Origin of the sequence: Pseudarthrobacter sp. NPDC080039 (genome assembly GCF_040702335.1) — a bacterium.
GTDB lineage: Bacteria > Actinomycetota > Actinomycetes > Actinomycetales > Micrococcaceae > Arthrobacter > Arthrobacter enclensis_A.
The window spans coordinates 14,800-30,021 of record NZ_JBFBKY010000014.1 but is presented as its reverse complement, the minus strand read 5'-3'; the positions used below and the strand labels follow the sequence as shown (position 1 = coordinate 30,021).

The window sequence follows — 15,222 nt, the reverse complement described above, 5'->3', positions numbered from 1 at the left end:
GGTGGACATCGTCATGACCCAAACCCCAACCGACATCCGCACGGAGAACGAGGGCACCGCCGTCGAAGCGGGCTCCAAGGCAACCGAACGGTTCGCCGCGTCAGGCAAGCTCTCCCGGGTGGATGTATCCAAGGAACGAGTGAGCCTGCTGGCCGGCGCACTGATCAAGGCCGCCAACGACATCGTCGTCGAGCACCAGGTCACCTACGAGGAGTACAACGCCCTCAAAGCCTGGCTGATCAAGGTGGGCACGGACGGTGAATGGCCGCTGTTCCTCGACGTCTGGCTTGAACACACCGTTGAGGACGTGAACTCCCAGGACCGTCCCGGCACCGTCGGCACCATCGAGGGTCCCTACTACGTTCCCGGCTCCCCGGAACTCCAGACGCCCGCCACCGTGGAAATGCGCGACGGCGAAGAGGGCACCCCGCTGCGGTTCACCGGCCAGTTCACCGACACCGATGGCAACCCCATCCAGGGTGCCCAGGTGGAGATCTGGCACGCGGACGCCGCCGGTTTCTACTCCCAGTACGCGCCCGGCATGCCCGAGTGGCTCTTCCGGGCCACCGTCAAGGCCTCGGACGACGGCCGGTTCGAGATCAACACGATGCGTCCGGCGCCCTACCAAATCCCCACGGACGGCGCCTGCGGGCAGCTGATCAGCGCCGCCGGCTGGCACGCCTGGCGTCCGGCGCACATCCACATCAAGGTGTCCGCACCGGGCTACGAGCCGGTAACCCAGCAGCTGTACTTCCCGGGCGACCCCCACAACGCTGATGACATCGCCTCGGCAGTCAAGCCTGAACTGATGCTGGACCCCCGTCCGCGTACCGATGGAGCCGGCGAGGAAGTAGTTTATGACTACGTCCTGGCAAAGCAGGGCCAGAAGAAGTAGCACGCAAACCGGGAGACACCCCCGAACGGAGGCGCTCCGGAGCTATGCTTCGGAGCGCCTCCGGCTTTCCGCGCCAGCCAGGAGTTCCAATGAGCCACCCCCGCCCCGACCCGCCAGCCACATCCGTCGGGTCGGCCCCGCCCGCGCCCGCGCGGGAACCCCTGCTGGAACGCCCGGGGGTCAGGCCCGCGGGCCCGCGCACGATTCTTCGCGACCTGGGCCTCTCCTATGTTTCCAACGGGACAATCGGACTCATTTTCGCGGCCTCCGGACCCATAGCCGTCACCCTGGCCGTAGGGACGGCGGGCGGCCTGACCCAGGGCCAGCTGTCGTCCTGGGTTTTTGGCATTCTCTTTTCCGGCGGGGCGGCCACGCTCCTGATGTCGCTCCTTTACCGGCAGCCCCTGGGCTTCGCCTGGTCCATCCCCGGAACGGTTCTCCTGGGACCGTCCCTGCAGCACCTGTCCTTCCCCGAAGTCGTCGGGGCCTTCTTCACCTCCGGCGTGCTGATCCTCGCCCTGGGCGCCACCGGGGTGGTGCGCCGGGCTATGGCGTTAGTGCCCATGCCACTCGTGATGGCCATGGTGGCCGCGGTGTTCCTGAAGTTCGGCACAGACATCGTTGCCTCCACCCAGGACAACCCGGCCGTGGCTGCTCCGATGGTGGCCGCATTCCTGGTGCTCACCGCAGTCCCCAGGCTGGGCAGGTTCCTGCCGCCGGTCCTGGGCACCCTGGTGGCAGGCTGCATTGCCGTGGCGGCCAGCGGCCAGTTCAACCTCCCGGCAGGCGGCCCACTCCTGGCCACCCCGGTTTTCACCGCCCCTGAGTTCACTTGGGCCGCCCAGCTTGAGCTGGTGGTTCCCCTGGCCCTGACAGTGTTGTTCGTGCAAAACGGCCAGGGCATCGCCGTCCTCCGCGCCGCCGGCCATCGCCCGCCCGTGAATGCCTTCGCCATCGCCTCCGGGGCGTTTTCTGTGCTGAACGCCGGCTTCGGCGCCGTCTCGGCGTGCGTGACCGGTCCCACCAACGCCCTCTTGACGTCGTCGGGAAGCCGGCAGCGCCAATACACGGCTGCCGTGGCTTACGGCCTGCTGGCCCTGGTGTTCGCGCTGTTTGCCCCCACGCTGACCCGGCTGATGCTGGCCGCGCCCAAGGAGTTTGTGCTGGCACTGGGCGGCATAGCGATGTTGCGGGCCCTCCAGCAAGCCTTCGTCACTGCCTTCGCAACCAGCTTCACCCTTGGATCGCTGGTGACGTTCGTGGTGACCATTTCCGGCATGAACCTCTTCAATATCCATGCGGCCTTCTGGGGCCTGGTCATTGGGTACGCGGTGTCCCGCCTGCTTGAACGTGCGGACCACGCCCAGTCCTGACGGACCGGGCCCCCAACAGGGCCGTCGGAGCCCGGCAAAGTGCGCTCCGGGCTGGTTAGGCAATAGTGTGGCGGCATGGGGACCAGTGCCGTGAACTCCGGCGAACAATCCGACAGGCAATCCCGCATCCTCGAGGCGGCGATGGACCTGCTCTCCCGTCATGGCATTTCAGGGGTGAGCATGCGCTCCGTGGCGCGCGAGGCCGGCGTGGCTCTGGGCCTGGTCAACTACTACTACGACGACAAGGCCACGCTGATCAGGGCCGCCCTGGGCCGGGTTGATGAGCACGACCTCCGGCTCGTTGCCCCGGACCCGTCGCTGGCCCCGGATGAACAGCTGCGCAGGGCCCTCCGCCGGGTGGCGGCCGCTGACCTGCTGACCACCCGCTACCTGTCCCTGCGCCTGCACCTGTGGGCCCTCGCCCAGGCCGACGAGGACTACGCCCAGATCAACGCCGCCGCGTTCGACCGGTACATCGACGGTGTCGCAGCGCTGGTGTCCAGCGCCAAGCCGGAGCTGCCGTGGGAGGTGTGCAGGGAGCGGGCGTCGGACATTGTGGTGATCCAGAACGGCGTGTGGCTCACCGCGTTGCTCGGCGTCGACAAGGCGTCAATCGAGCGAAGCATCGAGCGGACGGAGCAGATCGCGTTCGCGCCGCTGGATGGCACAGCCGGCCAGGACCAGGAACCCGGCCAGCCCTAATCCTGCAGCAAGGAAACAACAGTCACCCTTGCGTAGCATTGAACAACTGTTCAAGAAAAGTATTGAACAGTTGTTCAATCTCCATTACTGTGCTCGGTATGACTTACGCCACACCCGACGGGGACGCCGCCGCACGCGCCCTCCCCGAGACGCCCCGCACCCTGTTCATCAACGGCCGCTGGGAACCGGCAGCCTCCGGCGCCGCCCGGGAGATCCGCAATCCCGCCGACGGCGAAGTAGTCGCCATGGTGTCCGAAGGCGGCCGTGAGGACGCCGAACGCGCCATTGCCGCGGCCCGGGCAGCCTTCGACTCCGGAGTCTGGTCTTCCGTCCCGGCCCCCGAGCGCGGCACGTTCCTGCTCAAGGTCGCCGCCGGCCTGCGGGAGCACCGGGAAAAGTTTGCCCGCGCCGAATCGCTGGACACTGGTAAGCGCATCGTGGAAAGCCGCATCGACATCGATGACATCGCCGCCTGCTTCGAGTACTTCGGCAGGCTCGCGGGCCAACAGCCGGGCCGTGTGGTGGACGCCGGGAATCCGGACGTCGTCAGCCGGATTGTCTATGAACCGGTCGGCGTCTGCGGCCTCATCACACCGTGGAACTACCCCCTCCTCCAGGCCGCCTGGAAGATCGCACCCGCCCTGGCAGCCGGCTGCACCTTCGTCCTCAAGCCGGCCGAATTAACCCCGTCCACCAGCATCCTGTGCATGCAGCTCATGCAGGACCTGGGCCTGCCCGACGGCGTCGCGAACCTTCTCACCGGGCCTGGCACCAAGGTTGGGGCACCGCTGTCCGAACACCCCGACGTCGACCTCATCTCGTTCACCGGCGGGCTGGAAACCGGCAAGCGCATCGCGGCCACCGCTGCCGCCACCGTCAAGAAAATTGCGCTTGAACTGGGCGGCAAGAATCCGAACGTCATCTTCGCGGACGCCGACTTCGATGCCGCAGTGGACAACGCGCTCAACGGTGCCTTCGTCCACTCCGGCCAGGTCTGCTCCGCGGGCGCCCGACTGGTGGTCGAGGAATCCATCGCCGAACGCTTCGTGGATGAACTGGTGCGCCGCGCTGAAGGCATCCGCCTGGGCGGCCCCTTCGACGACGACGCCGAGACCGGCCCGCTGATCTCGGCAGGACACCGCGACAGTGTCCACGAGTACGTCCAGCGCGGCATCGCCGAAGGCGCCCGGCTGAGGACTGGCGGCTCGGCGCCTTCCGGGGAGAAGTACGACGCCGGGTTCTACTACCTGCCCACCATCCTGGACCAGGTGCAGCGCGGCATGTCCGTGGTCACCGACGAGGCGTTCGGCCCGGTGGTCACGGTGGAAACTTTCCGCACCGAGGACGAGGCCGTGGCGATCGCCAACGACACCATCTACGGGCTGGCCGGGGCCGTCTGGACGCAGGACGCCGGGAAGGCCCAGCGGGTGGCGGGCAGGCTTCGGCACGGCACCATCTGGATCAACGACTACCACCCCTACCTCCCGCAGGCCGAGTGGGGCGGCTTTGGCCAGTCCGGCGTCGGCCGCGAGCTGGGCCCCACCGGCCTGGCCGAATACCAGGAAGCCAAGCACATCTACCAGAACACCAGGCCGCAGGTCACCGGCTGGTTCGCTGACCACAGCAAGGAGAACTAGATGCACTACGACAACATTGAGGACGTGAGCGACCGCGGGTTCGACTACGTCGTGATCGGCGGCGGGTCCGCCGGCGCCGCCGTGGCCGCACGGCTCAGCGAGGACCCGGAGGTCACCGTCGCCCTCGTCGAAGCGGGCCCGGACGACCGCAACATCCCTGAAATCCTGCAGCTGGACCGCTGGATGGAACTGCTGGAATCCGGCTACGACTGGGACTACCCCATCGAGCCGCAGGAGAACGGCAACTCCTTCATGCGGCACGCCCGCGCCAAGGTGATGGGCGGCTGCTCCAGCCACAATTCCTGCATCGCCTTCTGGGCTCCGCGCGAGGACCTGGACGAGTGGGAGTCCAAGTACGGCGCCACCGGCTGGAACGCGGACGCCGCGTGGCCGCTGTACAAGCGCCTGGAAACCAACGAGGACGCCGGACCTGACGCACCCCACCACGGGGGCTCAGGCCCCGTGCACCTGATGAACGTGCCCCCGGCGGACCCTGCCGGCGTCGCCCTCCTCGATGCCTGCGAGCAGGCAGGCATCCCACGCGCCAGGTTCAACACCGGCACCACCGTGGTCAACGGCGCCAACTTCTTCCAGATCAACCGGCAGGCGGACGGCACCCGCGCCTCCAGCTCGGTCTCCTACATCCACCCCATCGTGGACCGCCCCAACTTCACCCTGCTGACCGGGCTGCGTGCCCGCCAGCTGGTGTTCGACGCGGACAAGCGCTGCACCGGCGTGGACGTGGTGGACGGAGCCTTCGGCCGCACCCACCGGCTCACCGCCCACCGGGAAGTCATCGTGTCCACCGGCGCCATCGACTCCCCCAAGCTGCTCATGCTCTCCGGCATCGGCCCGGCTGAACACCTCGCCGCGCACGGCATCGAGGTGCTGGTGGACTCCCCCGGCGTGGGCGAGCATCTGCAGGACCACCCCGAAGGCGTGGTGCAGTTCGAGGCGAAGCAGCCCATGGTGCAGACCTCCACGCAGTGGTGGGAAATCGGCATCTTCACCCCCACCGAGGACGGCCTGGACCGCCCCGACCTGATGATGCACTACGGGTCCGTCCCGTTCGACATGAACACGCTGCGGCACGGCTACCCCACCACCGAGAACGGCTTCAGCCTGACCCCGAACGTCACCCACGCCCGCTCCCGCGGCACCGTCCGGCTGCGCAGCCGCGACTTCCGCGACAAGCCCATGGTGGACCCGCGCTACTTCACCGATCCGGAGGGCCATGACATGCGCGTCATGGTGGCCGGCATCCGCAAGGCCCGCGAGATCGCCACCCAGCCCGCCATGGCGGAATGGACCGGCCGCGAACTCTCGCCCGGCATCGAGGCGCAGACGGATGAGGAACTGCAGGACTACATCTGCAAGACCCACAACACCGTGTACCACCCCGTCGGGACCGTCCGCCTGGGCCCGGCCGACGACGACATGTCGCCGCTGGACCCCGAGCTGCGGGTCAAGGGCGTCACCGGGCTCCGGGTGGCGGATGCGTCCGTCATGCCCGAACACGTCACCGTGAACCCCAACATCACCGTCATGATGATCGGCGAGCGCTGTGCCGACCTGATCCGAGCCGGACGCACCGGCGTCGATGGAACGAACGAGTTGGAGCTGACGTCAGCCCTCGCCTGAGCGGCAGGCCTTAGGGCCCGCATTCCCGACAGCCACGGCCCCAAGCGTTAATCCGCCGCACCCCAGGGCGGCCTGTCCCATCGTGCTTTCTGATCCAGGAGTCCAATTTGGAACCCAGCAAGAGTATTGATTCAAGCGGCATGGACGAATTCGGCTACACCCAGACCTTGGACCGAAGCATCGGCAAGTTTGCCAGCTTCGCCGCAGGTGTCAGCTACATATCCATCCTCACCGGTGTTTTCCAACTGTTTTACTTTGGCTTTTCCATGGCCGGTCCGGCGTATGCCTGGTCCTGGCCCATCGTGTTCGTCGGCCAGCTGATGGTGGCCCTGTGCTTCGCCGAACTGGCCGGCCGCTACCCGGTAGCCGGCTCCGTCTACAACTGGGCCAAGCGGCTGGCGTCCGGGACCTCGTCCTGGCTCGCCGGCTGGCTGCTGCTGCTGTCCTCCATCATGGCGCTGGGCTCCGTGGCCCTGGCGCTGCAGATCACCCTGCCGCAGCTCTGGTCCGGCTTCCAGTTCATCGGTGACGGCACCGGCCCCTACGACTTCGCCATGAACGGGGTGGTGCTGGCCACCATCATGATCACCATCTCCACCCTCATCAACGCGTTCGGCGTGAAGCTGATGACCAGGATCAACAGCATCGGCGTCTTCGTTGAACTCATCGCTGCCGTGCTGCTGATCCTCGCCCTGGGCTGGCACGTGGTCCGCGGGCCGGAGGTGTTCTTCCAGACCAACGGCTTCGGCGAGGGCAAGGACCTGGGCTTCTTCGGCGTCTTCCTGATCGGCGCCATGGCCTCCGGCTACGTCATGTACGGCTTCGACACGGCCAGCTCCCTGGGCGAGGAAACCAAGGACCCCAAGCGCACGGCGCCCAAGGCCATCCTCCGCGCCGTCACGGCGTCGTTCCTGCTGGGCGGGGGAATCCTGCTGTTCGGCATCCTGGCGGCACCGGACCTCACGGACCCGCAGATCGGCTCCCCCGACGGCGGCCTGCAGCACATTGTGCTCTCCGTCCTGGGCGGACCCTTCGGCAAGGCCTTCCTGGCCTGCATCGTGGTGGCCGTGGTGGTCTGCACCCTGGCTGTCCACGCCGCCGCGATCCGGATGATGTTCGCCATGGCCCGGGACAACAACCTGCCCTTCAGCCGGCAGCTCAGCAAGGTGGATCCCGTCCGCCGCACCCCCACGGTGGCCGCCATCGTGATCGGCGTCCTGGCCATCCTGCCGCTGCTGGTCAACGTCACCCAGCCGGCCATCTTCACCATCCTCTCCAGCATCAGCATTGTGCTGATCTACCTCTCCTACCTCCTGGTCACGGTTCCCCTGCTCCGCAAACGGCTGGCCAGGAAGTGGCCCCTCGTCGGGGACGGTTCCGAGCCCGGATTCCGCATGGGCAAGTGGGGACTTCCGGTGAACATCCTCGCGGTCCTTTGGGGCGCCGCCATGACCATCAACCTCGTTTGGCCCCGCCCCGAGATCTACAACTCGGTGCCGCCCTTTGAGTGGTACCTGCAGTGGGGCGGCGTGATGTTCGTGGCCGCAGTGATCATTGGCGGGACGCTGCTCTACCGGCTCAAGATCCGGCACCAGACCGGAGTGCTGGCCGAGCACGCGGCAGCAGTGGCAGCCCACCCGTCGTCCCACGCCGGCCAGGGGGAACGGCTCGGGTCGGCCCACGAGGCGGTGCCGGTCAACGCCGCCATGGCAACCGAAAGCTAGGAAAGCAAGGCCAACGGGGCCGACGGCGGCACTTGCCAAAAAGTGCCGCCGTCGGCCCTTTTTGGTGCCACCAGCCCGGCGGATGTGGAGCGGGAACGTCATACAAGGAGACCGCCTCTGGATCCTCGCGCACAACGCCCTACCCTTGACACGTGACTTTGACTAAAACCCGCACCGCCGCCGCGAGTTCCCTCGCCGCCGCAGGCCTCCTGCTTACCCTCGCCGCCTGCTCCACGCCGGCCGCCAACCAGCCCAGCTCCTCCGCTCCCGCCTCAACAGCATCCGCCTCAGCCAGCGCCTCCGGGTCCTGCAGCAACGGCGTGCAGGTCGTGGTCGATTCCGGTGCCCTGAAGCAGGCCGCGGCCGACACGTCCGTATGCGTGCCCGTGACTGGACCCACCGCAGCCACCAAGGTGCTGGAAGAGGCAAAGGTGAAGACCGAGGGCACCACGCAGTACCCCAACGAAGTGGTGTGCCGGGTGAACGGCGTGCCCGCCGCCGATTTCGACATCAAGCACAAGGACGGCACCTACCGCGAGGACTGCAGCAAGATGCCTGCGGCTTTTGCCTACTGGGGCCTTTGGGTCAAGCCGGTCTCCGGTGACTGGGCCTTCGCGCAGGAGGGCCTGGCCACCCTGCAGCTGAAGCCGGGAGAAAGCTTCGAGCTGCTCTTCACGGTGGACGACCAGCCGGCCTCACCCGCGGCATGATTTTCCGGCCCGCGCCGTTACGCGCAGCGGCGGCCCTCGCCGCCGTGTTCGTTGCGGCGCGGGTCCTCTACCGCGCCCTCTTCAATGGAGCGGGCACCGGCACCCCGGTCCTGCTCAACCTGCCGCCGCTGCGGCTTCCCGCCCCGTACGCCCACGTGGTGTTCCTCGGCCCGGTGTCAGCTCCCGGGCTCTGGGAGGCGGTGCTGTCCGCCCTCCCGATCGCCGGATTGATCCTCGCGTTCGGCCTGCTCAACGCCTGGGTGGACGTGTCCCGCGGCTTCGTGAAGCTGGCCCGAGGCGGCCCCCTGCAGGGCATCGCCCGCATGCTCGTGGTGGCGTGGGCGGCGCTCCCCGCACTGTCCGACGCCGCGGCCTCCGTGCGCCTGGCGTTCCGGCTCCGGGGCGAGCGGTTCGGACCCCGCGCCCTGGTCCCGATCCTGGAGCGCACCCTCGAACATGCCGCCCGGGTGGCTGCTGCCCTGGAGCTGCGCGGCTTCGGCGGCCGGGGCGGCGACGGAAAGGGGCCCGACGGCGGCACCCCACTTGTGGTCCGCGGCGCAGAGTTCCGCGTGGCGGACACGTGCATCAGGGTTGACGGCTTTGCGCCGCCCCGTGGCTCGGTCGCGGTGGTGACCGGCTCCACAGGCTCCGGCAAGTCCACCGTCCTGCGCGGCCTCGCCGGGCTTCTGTCGCACGTTGACGGCGGGGACATCTCCGGCACCGTGCAGGTCGGTGGGCTGGACCGTGCCGCCGCCCCGCCGCGGGAGACCGCCCGGCTGGTCGGCGTCGTCCTGCAGAACCCGCGGGCCGGTTTCGCCACCAGCCGGGTCCGGGACGAGATCGCCCTGGCACTCGAGCTGCGCGGCATGGCGCCCGCCGGCGCCAAGGACCGGGTGCTGGACGTCGCGGAACGTATCGGGGTCACGGCACTGCTGGACCGGGCCGTGACTACCCTCTCGGCGGGTGAGGCCACGCTCGTGGCCATCGCGGCCGCCGTCGTGGATCATCCGCAGCTGCTCCTGGTGGATGAGCCCCTGGCCGACCTCGACGCAACCGCACGCACCCGCGTCGTCGGCGTCCTGGATGCTCTCGCCCATGCGGAGGGCGTCTGCGTGGTCGTGGCCGAACACCGGGCGCACACGCTGGTACCCGTGGCTGATTCCTGGTGGACCATCGATGGCGCCTTCCTGGTGCCGGGTGCTGCGCCGTCCGCTCCCGCCCACGAGGCTGTGGGAGCGGCGGCCCTTGCCGTCCCCGACCATCCGGCCGTCCTGACCGCAACGAACCTTTCTGTGCACCGCGACGGCAAACCGCTGGTGCGTGACGCTTCCCTGGCCCTGCACCGCGGGGAGATCGTTGCCCTGGTGGGGCCGAACGGAGCCGGGAAGTCGTCCCTCCTGGTGGCCCTCGCCCTGGGCACAGAGCGCGGGCGCAGTGCAGGCACCGACGGCGGCACGGTCGACGGCGGCCGGGTCACCCTGGTGCCGGATGCCTCGGACGACCTCTTTACCCGGGACACGGTGGCAGGAGAACTGCAGGCGGCGGAACGGCGGCTGCAGCGCCGCAGGAACGGTGCGCGGTTCGAGTCCGGTTCCGCAGCGGCACGCCTGACCCGGCTGCGCGGGGCCGCCGGGATGCCCATCGGCCACGAGCATCCCCGGGACATGTCCGCCGGGGAGCGCAGGATCCTTGCCATCGCCCTGCAGACCATGGACGCCCCTGACGTTCTCCTGATTGATGAGCCCACGCGGGGGCTGGATCCTTCGGCCCGGGCGGCGGTCTCGTCAGCCCTGTGCGCGGCGGCGGAGGATGGCGCGGCCGTCCTGATCGCCACGCACGACCTTGATTTCGTCCATGGCCTGGGCGCCCGGATCCTCCCCATGCGGGATGGTGTGGCGCCTTCAACGGAGGCGCCTCCTGTCCCCGAGCCGTTCGTCCCGTTCCCCCGCGCTGCTTCAGCCCCTCCCTCACCTGTTGTCAGGGAACCGTCCGGGACTGGGGGTGGGCAGAAGCAGCGCCGGCCCCGGATGCACCGGGCCGCGGAGCTCACGGTGCTGGCAGCGGCCAACCTGATCGCCCTGGCCGCGTTCTGCTGGCCGCTGCTCGCCGCGGCCCTCCCCCAGGACGCCACCGCTGCCCTCCCGTACGCGGCGCTGGCCATCGCGCCCGTGGCCGCGGTCGCCGTCGTGGTGTCCCTTGACGGCTCCGTCCGCTCCGCGCACACCGTGGCGTTGCTCGGCGTGCTTGCTGCCGTCGGTTCCGCCGTCCGGGTGGCGAGCACCGGCGTCGGCGGCGTGGAGGCCGTTTTCATCCTGCTGATCCTGGCCGGCCGCGCATTCGGTCCCCGGTTCGGCCTGCTCCTGGGCGCCGCCACCATCGCCCTCTCCAGCACGCTGTGGGGCGGCATCGGCCCGTGGACGCCGTTCCAGATCTTCGCCTGCGGGTGGGTGGGCGCGGGGGCCGGACTGCTCCCCCGCCGGGTGCACGGCAGGGCGGAGCTGTGGATGCTGGCGGGCTACGGCATCGTCTCGTCGTACCTGTTCGGGCTGCTGCTGAACTTGTGGTTCTGGCCCTTCGCGGTGGGCGCCGGCACGGGCATCTCGTACGTTCCGGGCGCGCCGCTGGGCACCAACCTCAGCAGCTTCCTGCTGTATTCACTGCTGACGTCGACGGCGGGCTGGGACACGCTGCGGGCCGTCACCACGGTGATCGGCATCGCCGTGGTGGGGCGCGCCGTCCTGGCCTCGCTGCGGCGGGTGAAGCCGGTGTCCGGCAGCGTTCCGGGACCTGGCGGCCAGGCCGGACACTCCGTTTGGGCCCATGCCCCCTCCGCGTCGGCCAGGAAGCGGCGCCAGCTCACACCTTGAAGTACTTGGCCTCCGGGTGGTGGAACACGAACGCGTCGGTGGACTGCTCGGGGTGCAGCATGAGCTCATCGCTCAGGACCACGCCCATGCGCTCGGGCTTGAGCAGTTCGGTGACCTTGCGGCGGTCCTCCATGTCCGGGCAGGCGGGGTAGCCGAGCGAGAAGCGGGCACCGCGGTAGTCCAGCTTGAACAGGCCGGCCTTGTCCTTGGGCTCCTCGGCCGCGAAGCCGAGCTCCTTGCGGATCCGGGAGTGCCAGAACTCGGCGAGCGCCTCGGTGAGCTGCATGACCAGGCCGTTGAGCTCGTAGTAGTCGCGGTACTGGTTGGCCGCGAACATCTTGGAGGTGAACTCTTCGATCTTGGAACCGGCGGTGACCAGCTGCACGGGGAGCACGTCGATCTGCCCTGACTCGCGGGACTTTACGAAGTCGGCCAGGCAGAGGTGCCGGTCGCGGCGCTGGCGCGGGAAATCGAACCGGAGGCGGTCGGTGCCGATGGGGCCGCCTGAACCACCGTCGGGGGCGAGCAGGCCCGCCTTGCCCAGGACGCCGTCGGGATCCTCGCCGTGGTGCAGCACCACCACCTGTTCGCCTTCGGAGACCACGGGGAAGTAGCCGTAGGCCACGGAGGCGTCCAGCATCCCTTCGCCCAGGATGCGGTCCAGCCAGTAGCGCAGGCGCGGGCGGCCTTCGCGTTCCACAAGTTCCTCGTAGGAGGCCCCGTCTTCTCCGCGGCCGGGCTTGAGGCCCCATTGCCCCATGAAGGTGGCGCGTTCGTCGAGGAAGGCGGAGTAGTCGTGGAGCGAGACGCCGCGGACGATGCGGGTGCCCCAGAACGGCGGCACGGGGACAGGGTTGTCGGTGGCGACGTCGGACCGGCCGGGCATCGCTTCGGGTTCGGTCACCGTGAACTTTGCGCCACCCTTGTGGATGCGCTTCTTCAGCGGCGGCAGACCGACGTCGTCCGGCGATTCGCCGCGGGCAACGCGCACCAGCGGCTCCATGAGGGACAGGCCCTCGAAGGCGTCCTTGGCGTAGCGGACCACGCCGTCAAACTGCTCGGCCAGGTCCTGCTCCACGTAGGCGCGGGTGAGGGCTGCGCCGCCCAGGATGACCGGCCACTTCTTGGCCAGGCCGCGGGACTGCAGCTCGGCGAGGTTTTCCTTCATCACCACGGTGGACTTCACCAGCAGCCCGGACATGCCGATCACGTCGGCGTTGTGCTCCTCCGCCGCGGCGATGATCTCGGCGATGCCCTGCTTGATGCCGATGTTGACCACTTTGTAGCCGTTGTTGGTGAGGATGATGTCCACCAGGTTCTTACCGATATCGTGCACGTCGCCGCGCACGGTGGCGATCACCATGGTGCCCTTGCCGGAGGAGTCCGACTTTTCCATGTGCGGCTCCAGCAGGGCCACGGCGTTCTTCATGACCTCGGCGGACTGCAGCACGAAGGGCAGTTGCATTTCGCCGGCGCCGAAGCGTTCGCCCACCACCTTCATGCCTTCGAGCAGGTGGTCGTTGATGATGCCGAGCGGGGTCATGCCCTCGCTGCGGGCCAGGTCCAGGTCCTCCTCGAGGCCCTTGCCTTCGCCGTCGATGATGCGGCGTTCCAGACGGGCGCCGGTGGGCAGGGCCGCGAGTTCGGCGGCGCGCTGGTCCTTGAGCGCCGCGGTGTCGACGCCGGCGAACATGTCCAGCATGCTGGCCAGGGGGTCGTAGGTGGTGTTGCCGTCGGCGTCGTATTCGCGGCGGTCCCAGACCAGGTCCAGGGCCACCTTGCGCTGCTCCTCGGGGAGGGAGGCGAGCGGGACGATCTTGGCGGCGTCGATGATGCCGCTGGTCAGGCCGGCCTGGACGGCTTCGTGCAGGAATACGGAGTTCAGCACGATGCGGGCGGCCGGGTTGAGGCCGAAGGAGACGTTGGAGACGCCGAGGGTGGTGTTGATGCCCGGGTATTTCGCGGTGATCTGGCGGATGGCCTCGATGGTTTCGATGCCGTCGCGGCGGGTTTCCTCCTGGCCGGTGGCGACGGGGAAGGTGAGGCAGTCCACGATGATGTCCTCGACCCGCATGCCCCATTCGCCCACCAGGGCGTCGACGAGGCGGGAGGCGATGGCCACCTTGCCGTCGGTGGTGCGGGCCTGGCCCTGTTCGTCGATGGTCAGGGCGATGACGGCCGTGCCGTGTTCCTTGACCAGCGGCATGATGCGGGCGAAGCGGCTGTCCGGGCCGTCCCCGTCCTCATAGTTGACGGAGTTGACCACGGGGCGGCCGCCGATGAGTTCCAGGCCGGCCCGCAGCACGGGCGGTTCGGTGGAGTCGATGACCAGCGGGAGGGTGGAGGCGGAGGCGAAGCGGCTCACCACCTCCTTGATGTCGGCGACGCCGTCGCGGCCCACGTAGTCGATGCAGACGTCCAGCAGGTGGGCGCCGACGCGGATCTGTTCGCGGGCGATGTCCACGCAGTCGTCCCAGCGCTCTTCGAGCATGGCCAGGCGGAAGGCTTTGGAGCCGTTGGCGTTGGTGCGCTCACCGATGGCCAGGTAGGCGGACTCCTGGTCGAAGTTCACGTGCTGGTAGAGGGAGGCGACGCCGGCCTCGCGCTCTTCGGGGATTCTTGCCGGCTTTCCGCTGTCGGTGGCCACGGCTTTGGCACGGAAGGGCGCAAGACGTTCGACGACGGCGGCCATGTGTTCCGGCGTCGTACCGCAGCAGCCACCCACCAGGCCCAGGCCGAATTCGCGGACGAACTGTTCGTGCGCGGTGGCGAGTTCGGCGGGGGTGAGCGGGTAGTGCGCTCCGTTGGCGCCGAGGACGGGCAGGCCGGCGTTGGGCATGCAGGCGATGGCGACGGAGGACTGCTTTGAGAGGTGGCGGAGGTGCTCGCTCATCTCATCCGGACCCGTGGCGCAGTTGAGGCCGATGGCGTCGACGCCGAGCGGTTCCAGGGCGGTGAGTGCGGCGCCGATTTCCGAGCCCATGAGCATGGTGCCGGTGGTCTCCACCGTGACCTCGACGAAGATGGGGAGGCGGATGCCCTTGGAGACGATGGCCTGCTTGCAGCCGTTGACGGCGGCCTTGGTCTGCAGGAGGTCCTGGCTGGTTTCGATGAGGAACGCATCCGCGCCGCCGTCGATGAGGCCTTCCGCCTGGAGGGCGAAGGTCTGCTTGAGCCAGTCGTAGCTGGTGTGGCCGAGGCTGGGGAGCTTGGTGCCCGGGCCCATGGAGCCGAGGACCCAGCGCATGCGCCCGTCTGTTTCTTCTGCCGCTTCGGCGCGTTCGCGGGCGATCTTTGCGCCCTTGAGCGCGAGCTCTTCGATGCGGTCATCGATGCCGTAGTCGGAGAGGTTGGACCAGTTGGCACCGAAGGTGTTGGTTTCCACGGCGTCGATGCCGGTGGCGAAGTAGGCGTCGTGGATGTCGGCGATGACATCCGGCCGGGTGTCGTTGAGGATCTCGTTGCAGCCCTCGAGGTTCTGGAAGTCCGTGTCGAGCTGCAGGTCACGGCCCTGGAGCATGGTGCCCATGGCGCCGTCGGCGATGACCACCCGGTGGTTCACGGCGTCCAGGAGTTCCTGCGAACGGGCGGGACGGGGGACGGACTCGATGTCCAGTGCGAAACGAGGCATTTAAACAGGTTACGGGCGGGGGCGCCTGCGTTGCGCTGTGTG

The 15,222-nt window shown here is 68.5% G+C and carries 9 protein-coding genes; 8 read left to right on the top strand and 1 reads right to left on the bottom strand.

Annotation, left to right across the window (positions count from 1 at the left end):
• Positions 1-13: 13 nt before the first annotated feature.
• The 8 genes from catA to AB0313_RS14815 all read left to right on the top strand — a co-directional run bounded on the left by catA (position 14) and on the right by AB0313_RS14815 (position 11,549).
• Positions 14-895: a catechol 1,2-dioxygenase gene (gene catA / locus AB0313_RS14850; RefSeq protein WP_366306410.1), complete on the top strand. Its 882-nt coding sequence runs from the start codon at positions 14-16 to the stop codon at positions 893-895.
• Between the two features lie 89 nt (positions 896-984).
• The gene (locus AB0313_RS14845; RefSeq protein ID WP_366306408.1) at positions 985-2,268 is read left to right on the top strand and encodes a benzoate/H(+) symporter BenE family transporter; all 1,284 of its coding nucleotides are present in this window, start codon (positions 985-987) and stop codon (positions 2,266-2,268) included.
• A gap of 75 nt (positions 2,269-2,343) precedes the next feature.
• The gene (locus AB0313_RS14840; protein ID WP_307303734.1) at positions 2,344-2,970 is read left to right on the top strand and encodes a TetR/AcrR family transcriptional regulator; all 627 of its coding nucleotides are present in this window, start codon (positions 2,344-2,346) and stop codon (positions 2,968-2,970) included.
• A gap of 98 nt (positions 2,971-3,068) precedes the next feature.
• The gene (locus AB0313_RS14835) at positions 3,069-4,607 is read left to right on the top strand and encodes an aldehyde dehydrogenase family protein (RefSeq protein WP_307303732.1); all 1,539 of its coding nucleotides are present in this window, start codon (positions 3,069-3,071) and stop codon (positions 4,605-4,607) included.
• A complete protein-coding gene (locus AB0313_RS14830) occupies positions 4,608-6,248 on the top strand; it encodes a GMC oxidoreductase (protein WP_366306405.1) in 1,641 nt (546 codons plus the stop codon). It abuts the gene before it with no gap.
• A gap of 140 nt (positions 6,249-6,388) precedes the next feature.
• Positions 6,389-7,972, top strand: coding sequence for an APC family permease (locus AB0313_RS14825; RefSeq protein WP_366306495.1), 1,584 nt, complete (start codon positions 6,389-6,391; stop codon positions 7,970-7,972).
• Between the two features lie 152 nt (positions 7,973-8,124).
• The gene (locus AB0313_RS14820) at positions 8,125-8,682 is read left to right on the top strand and encodes a hypothetical protein (RefSeq protein WP_366306403.1); all 558 of its coding nucleotides are present in this window, start codon (positions 8,125-8,127) and stop codon (positions 8,680-8,682) included.
• Positions 8,679-11,549, top strand: a complete 2,871-nt coding sequence (locus tag AB0313_RS14815) for an ATP-binding cassette domain-containing protein (RefSeq protein ID WP_366306401.1) — start codon at positions 8,679-8,681, stop codon at positions 11,547-11,549. Before AB0313_RS14820 ends, AB0313_RS14815 begins: the two co-directional genes overlap by 4 nt.
• Here the strand turns inward: AB0313_RS14815 and metH are convergent.
• Positions 11,539-15,180, bottom strand: a complete 3,642-nt coding sequence (gene metH / locus AB0313_RS14810; RefSeq protein ID WP_366306399.1) for a methionine synthase — start codon at positions 15,178-15,180, stop codon at positions 11,539-11,541. The two genes, AB0313_RS14815 and metH, sit on opposite strands and share 11 nt — an antisense overlap.
• Positions 15,181-15,222 lie beyond the last annotated feature (42 nt).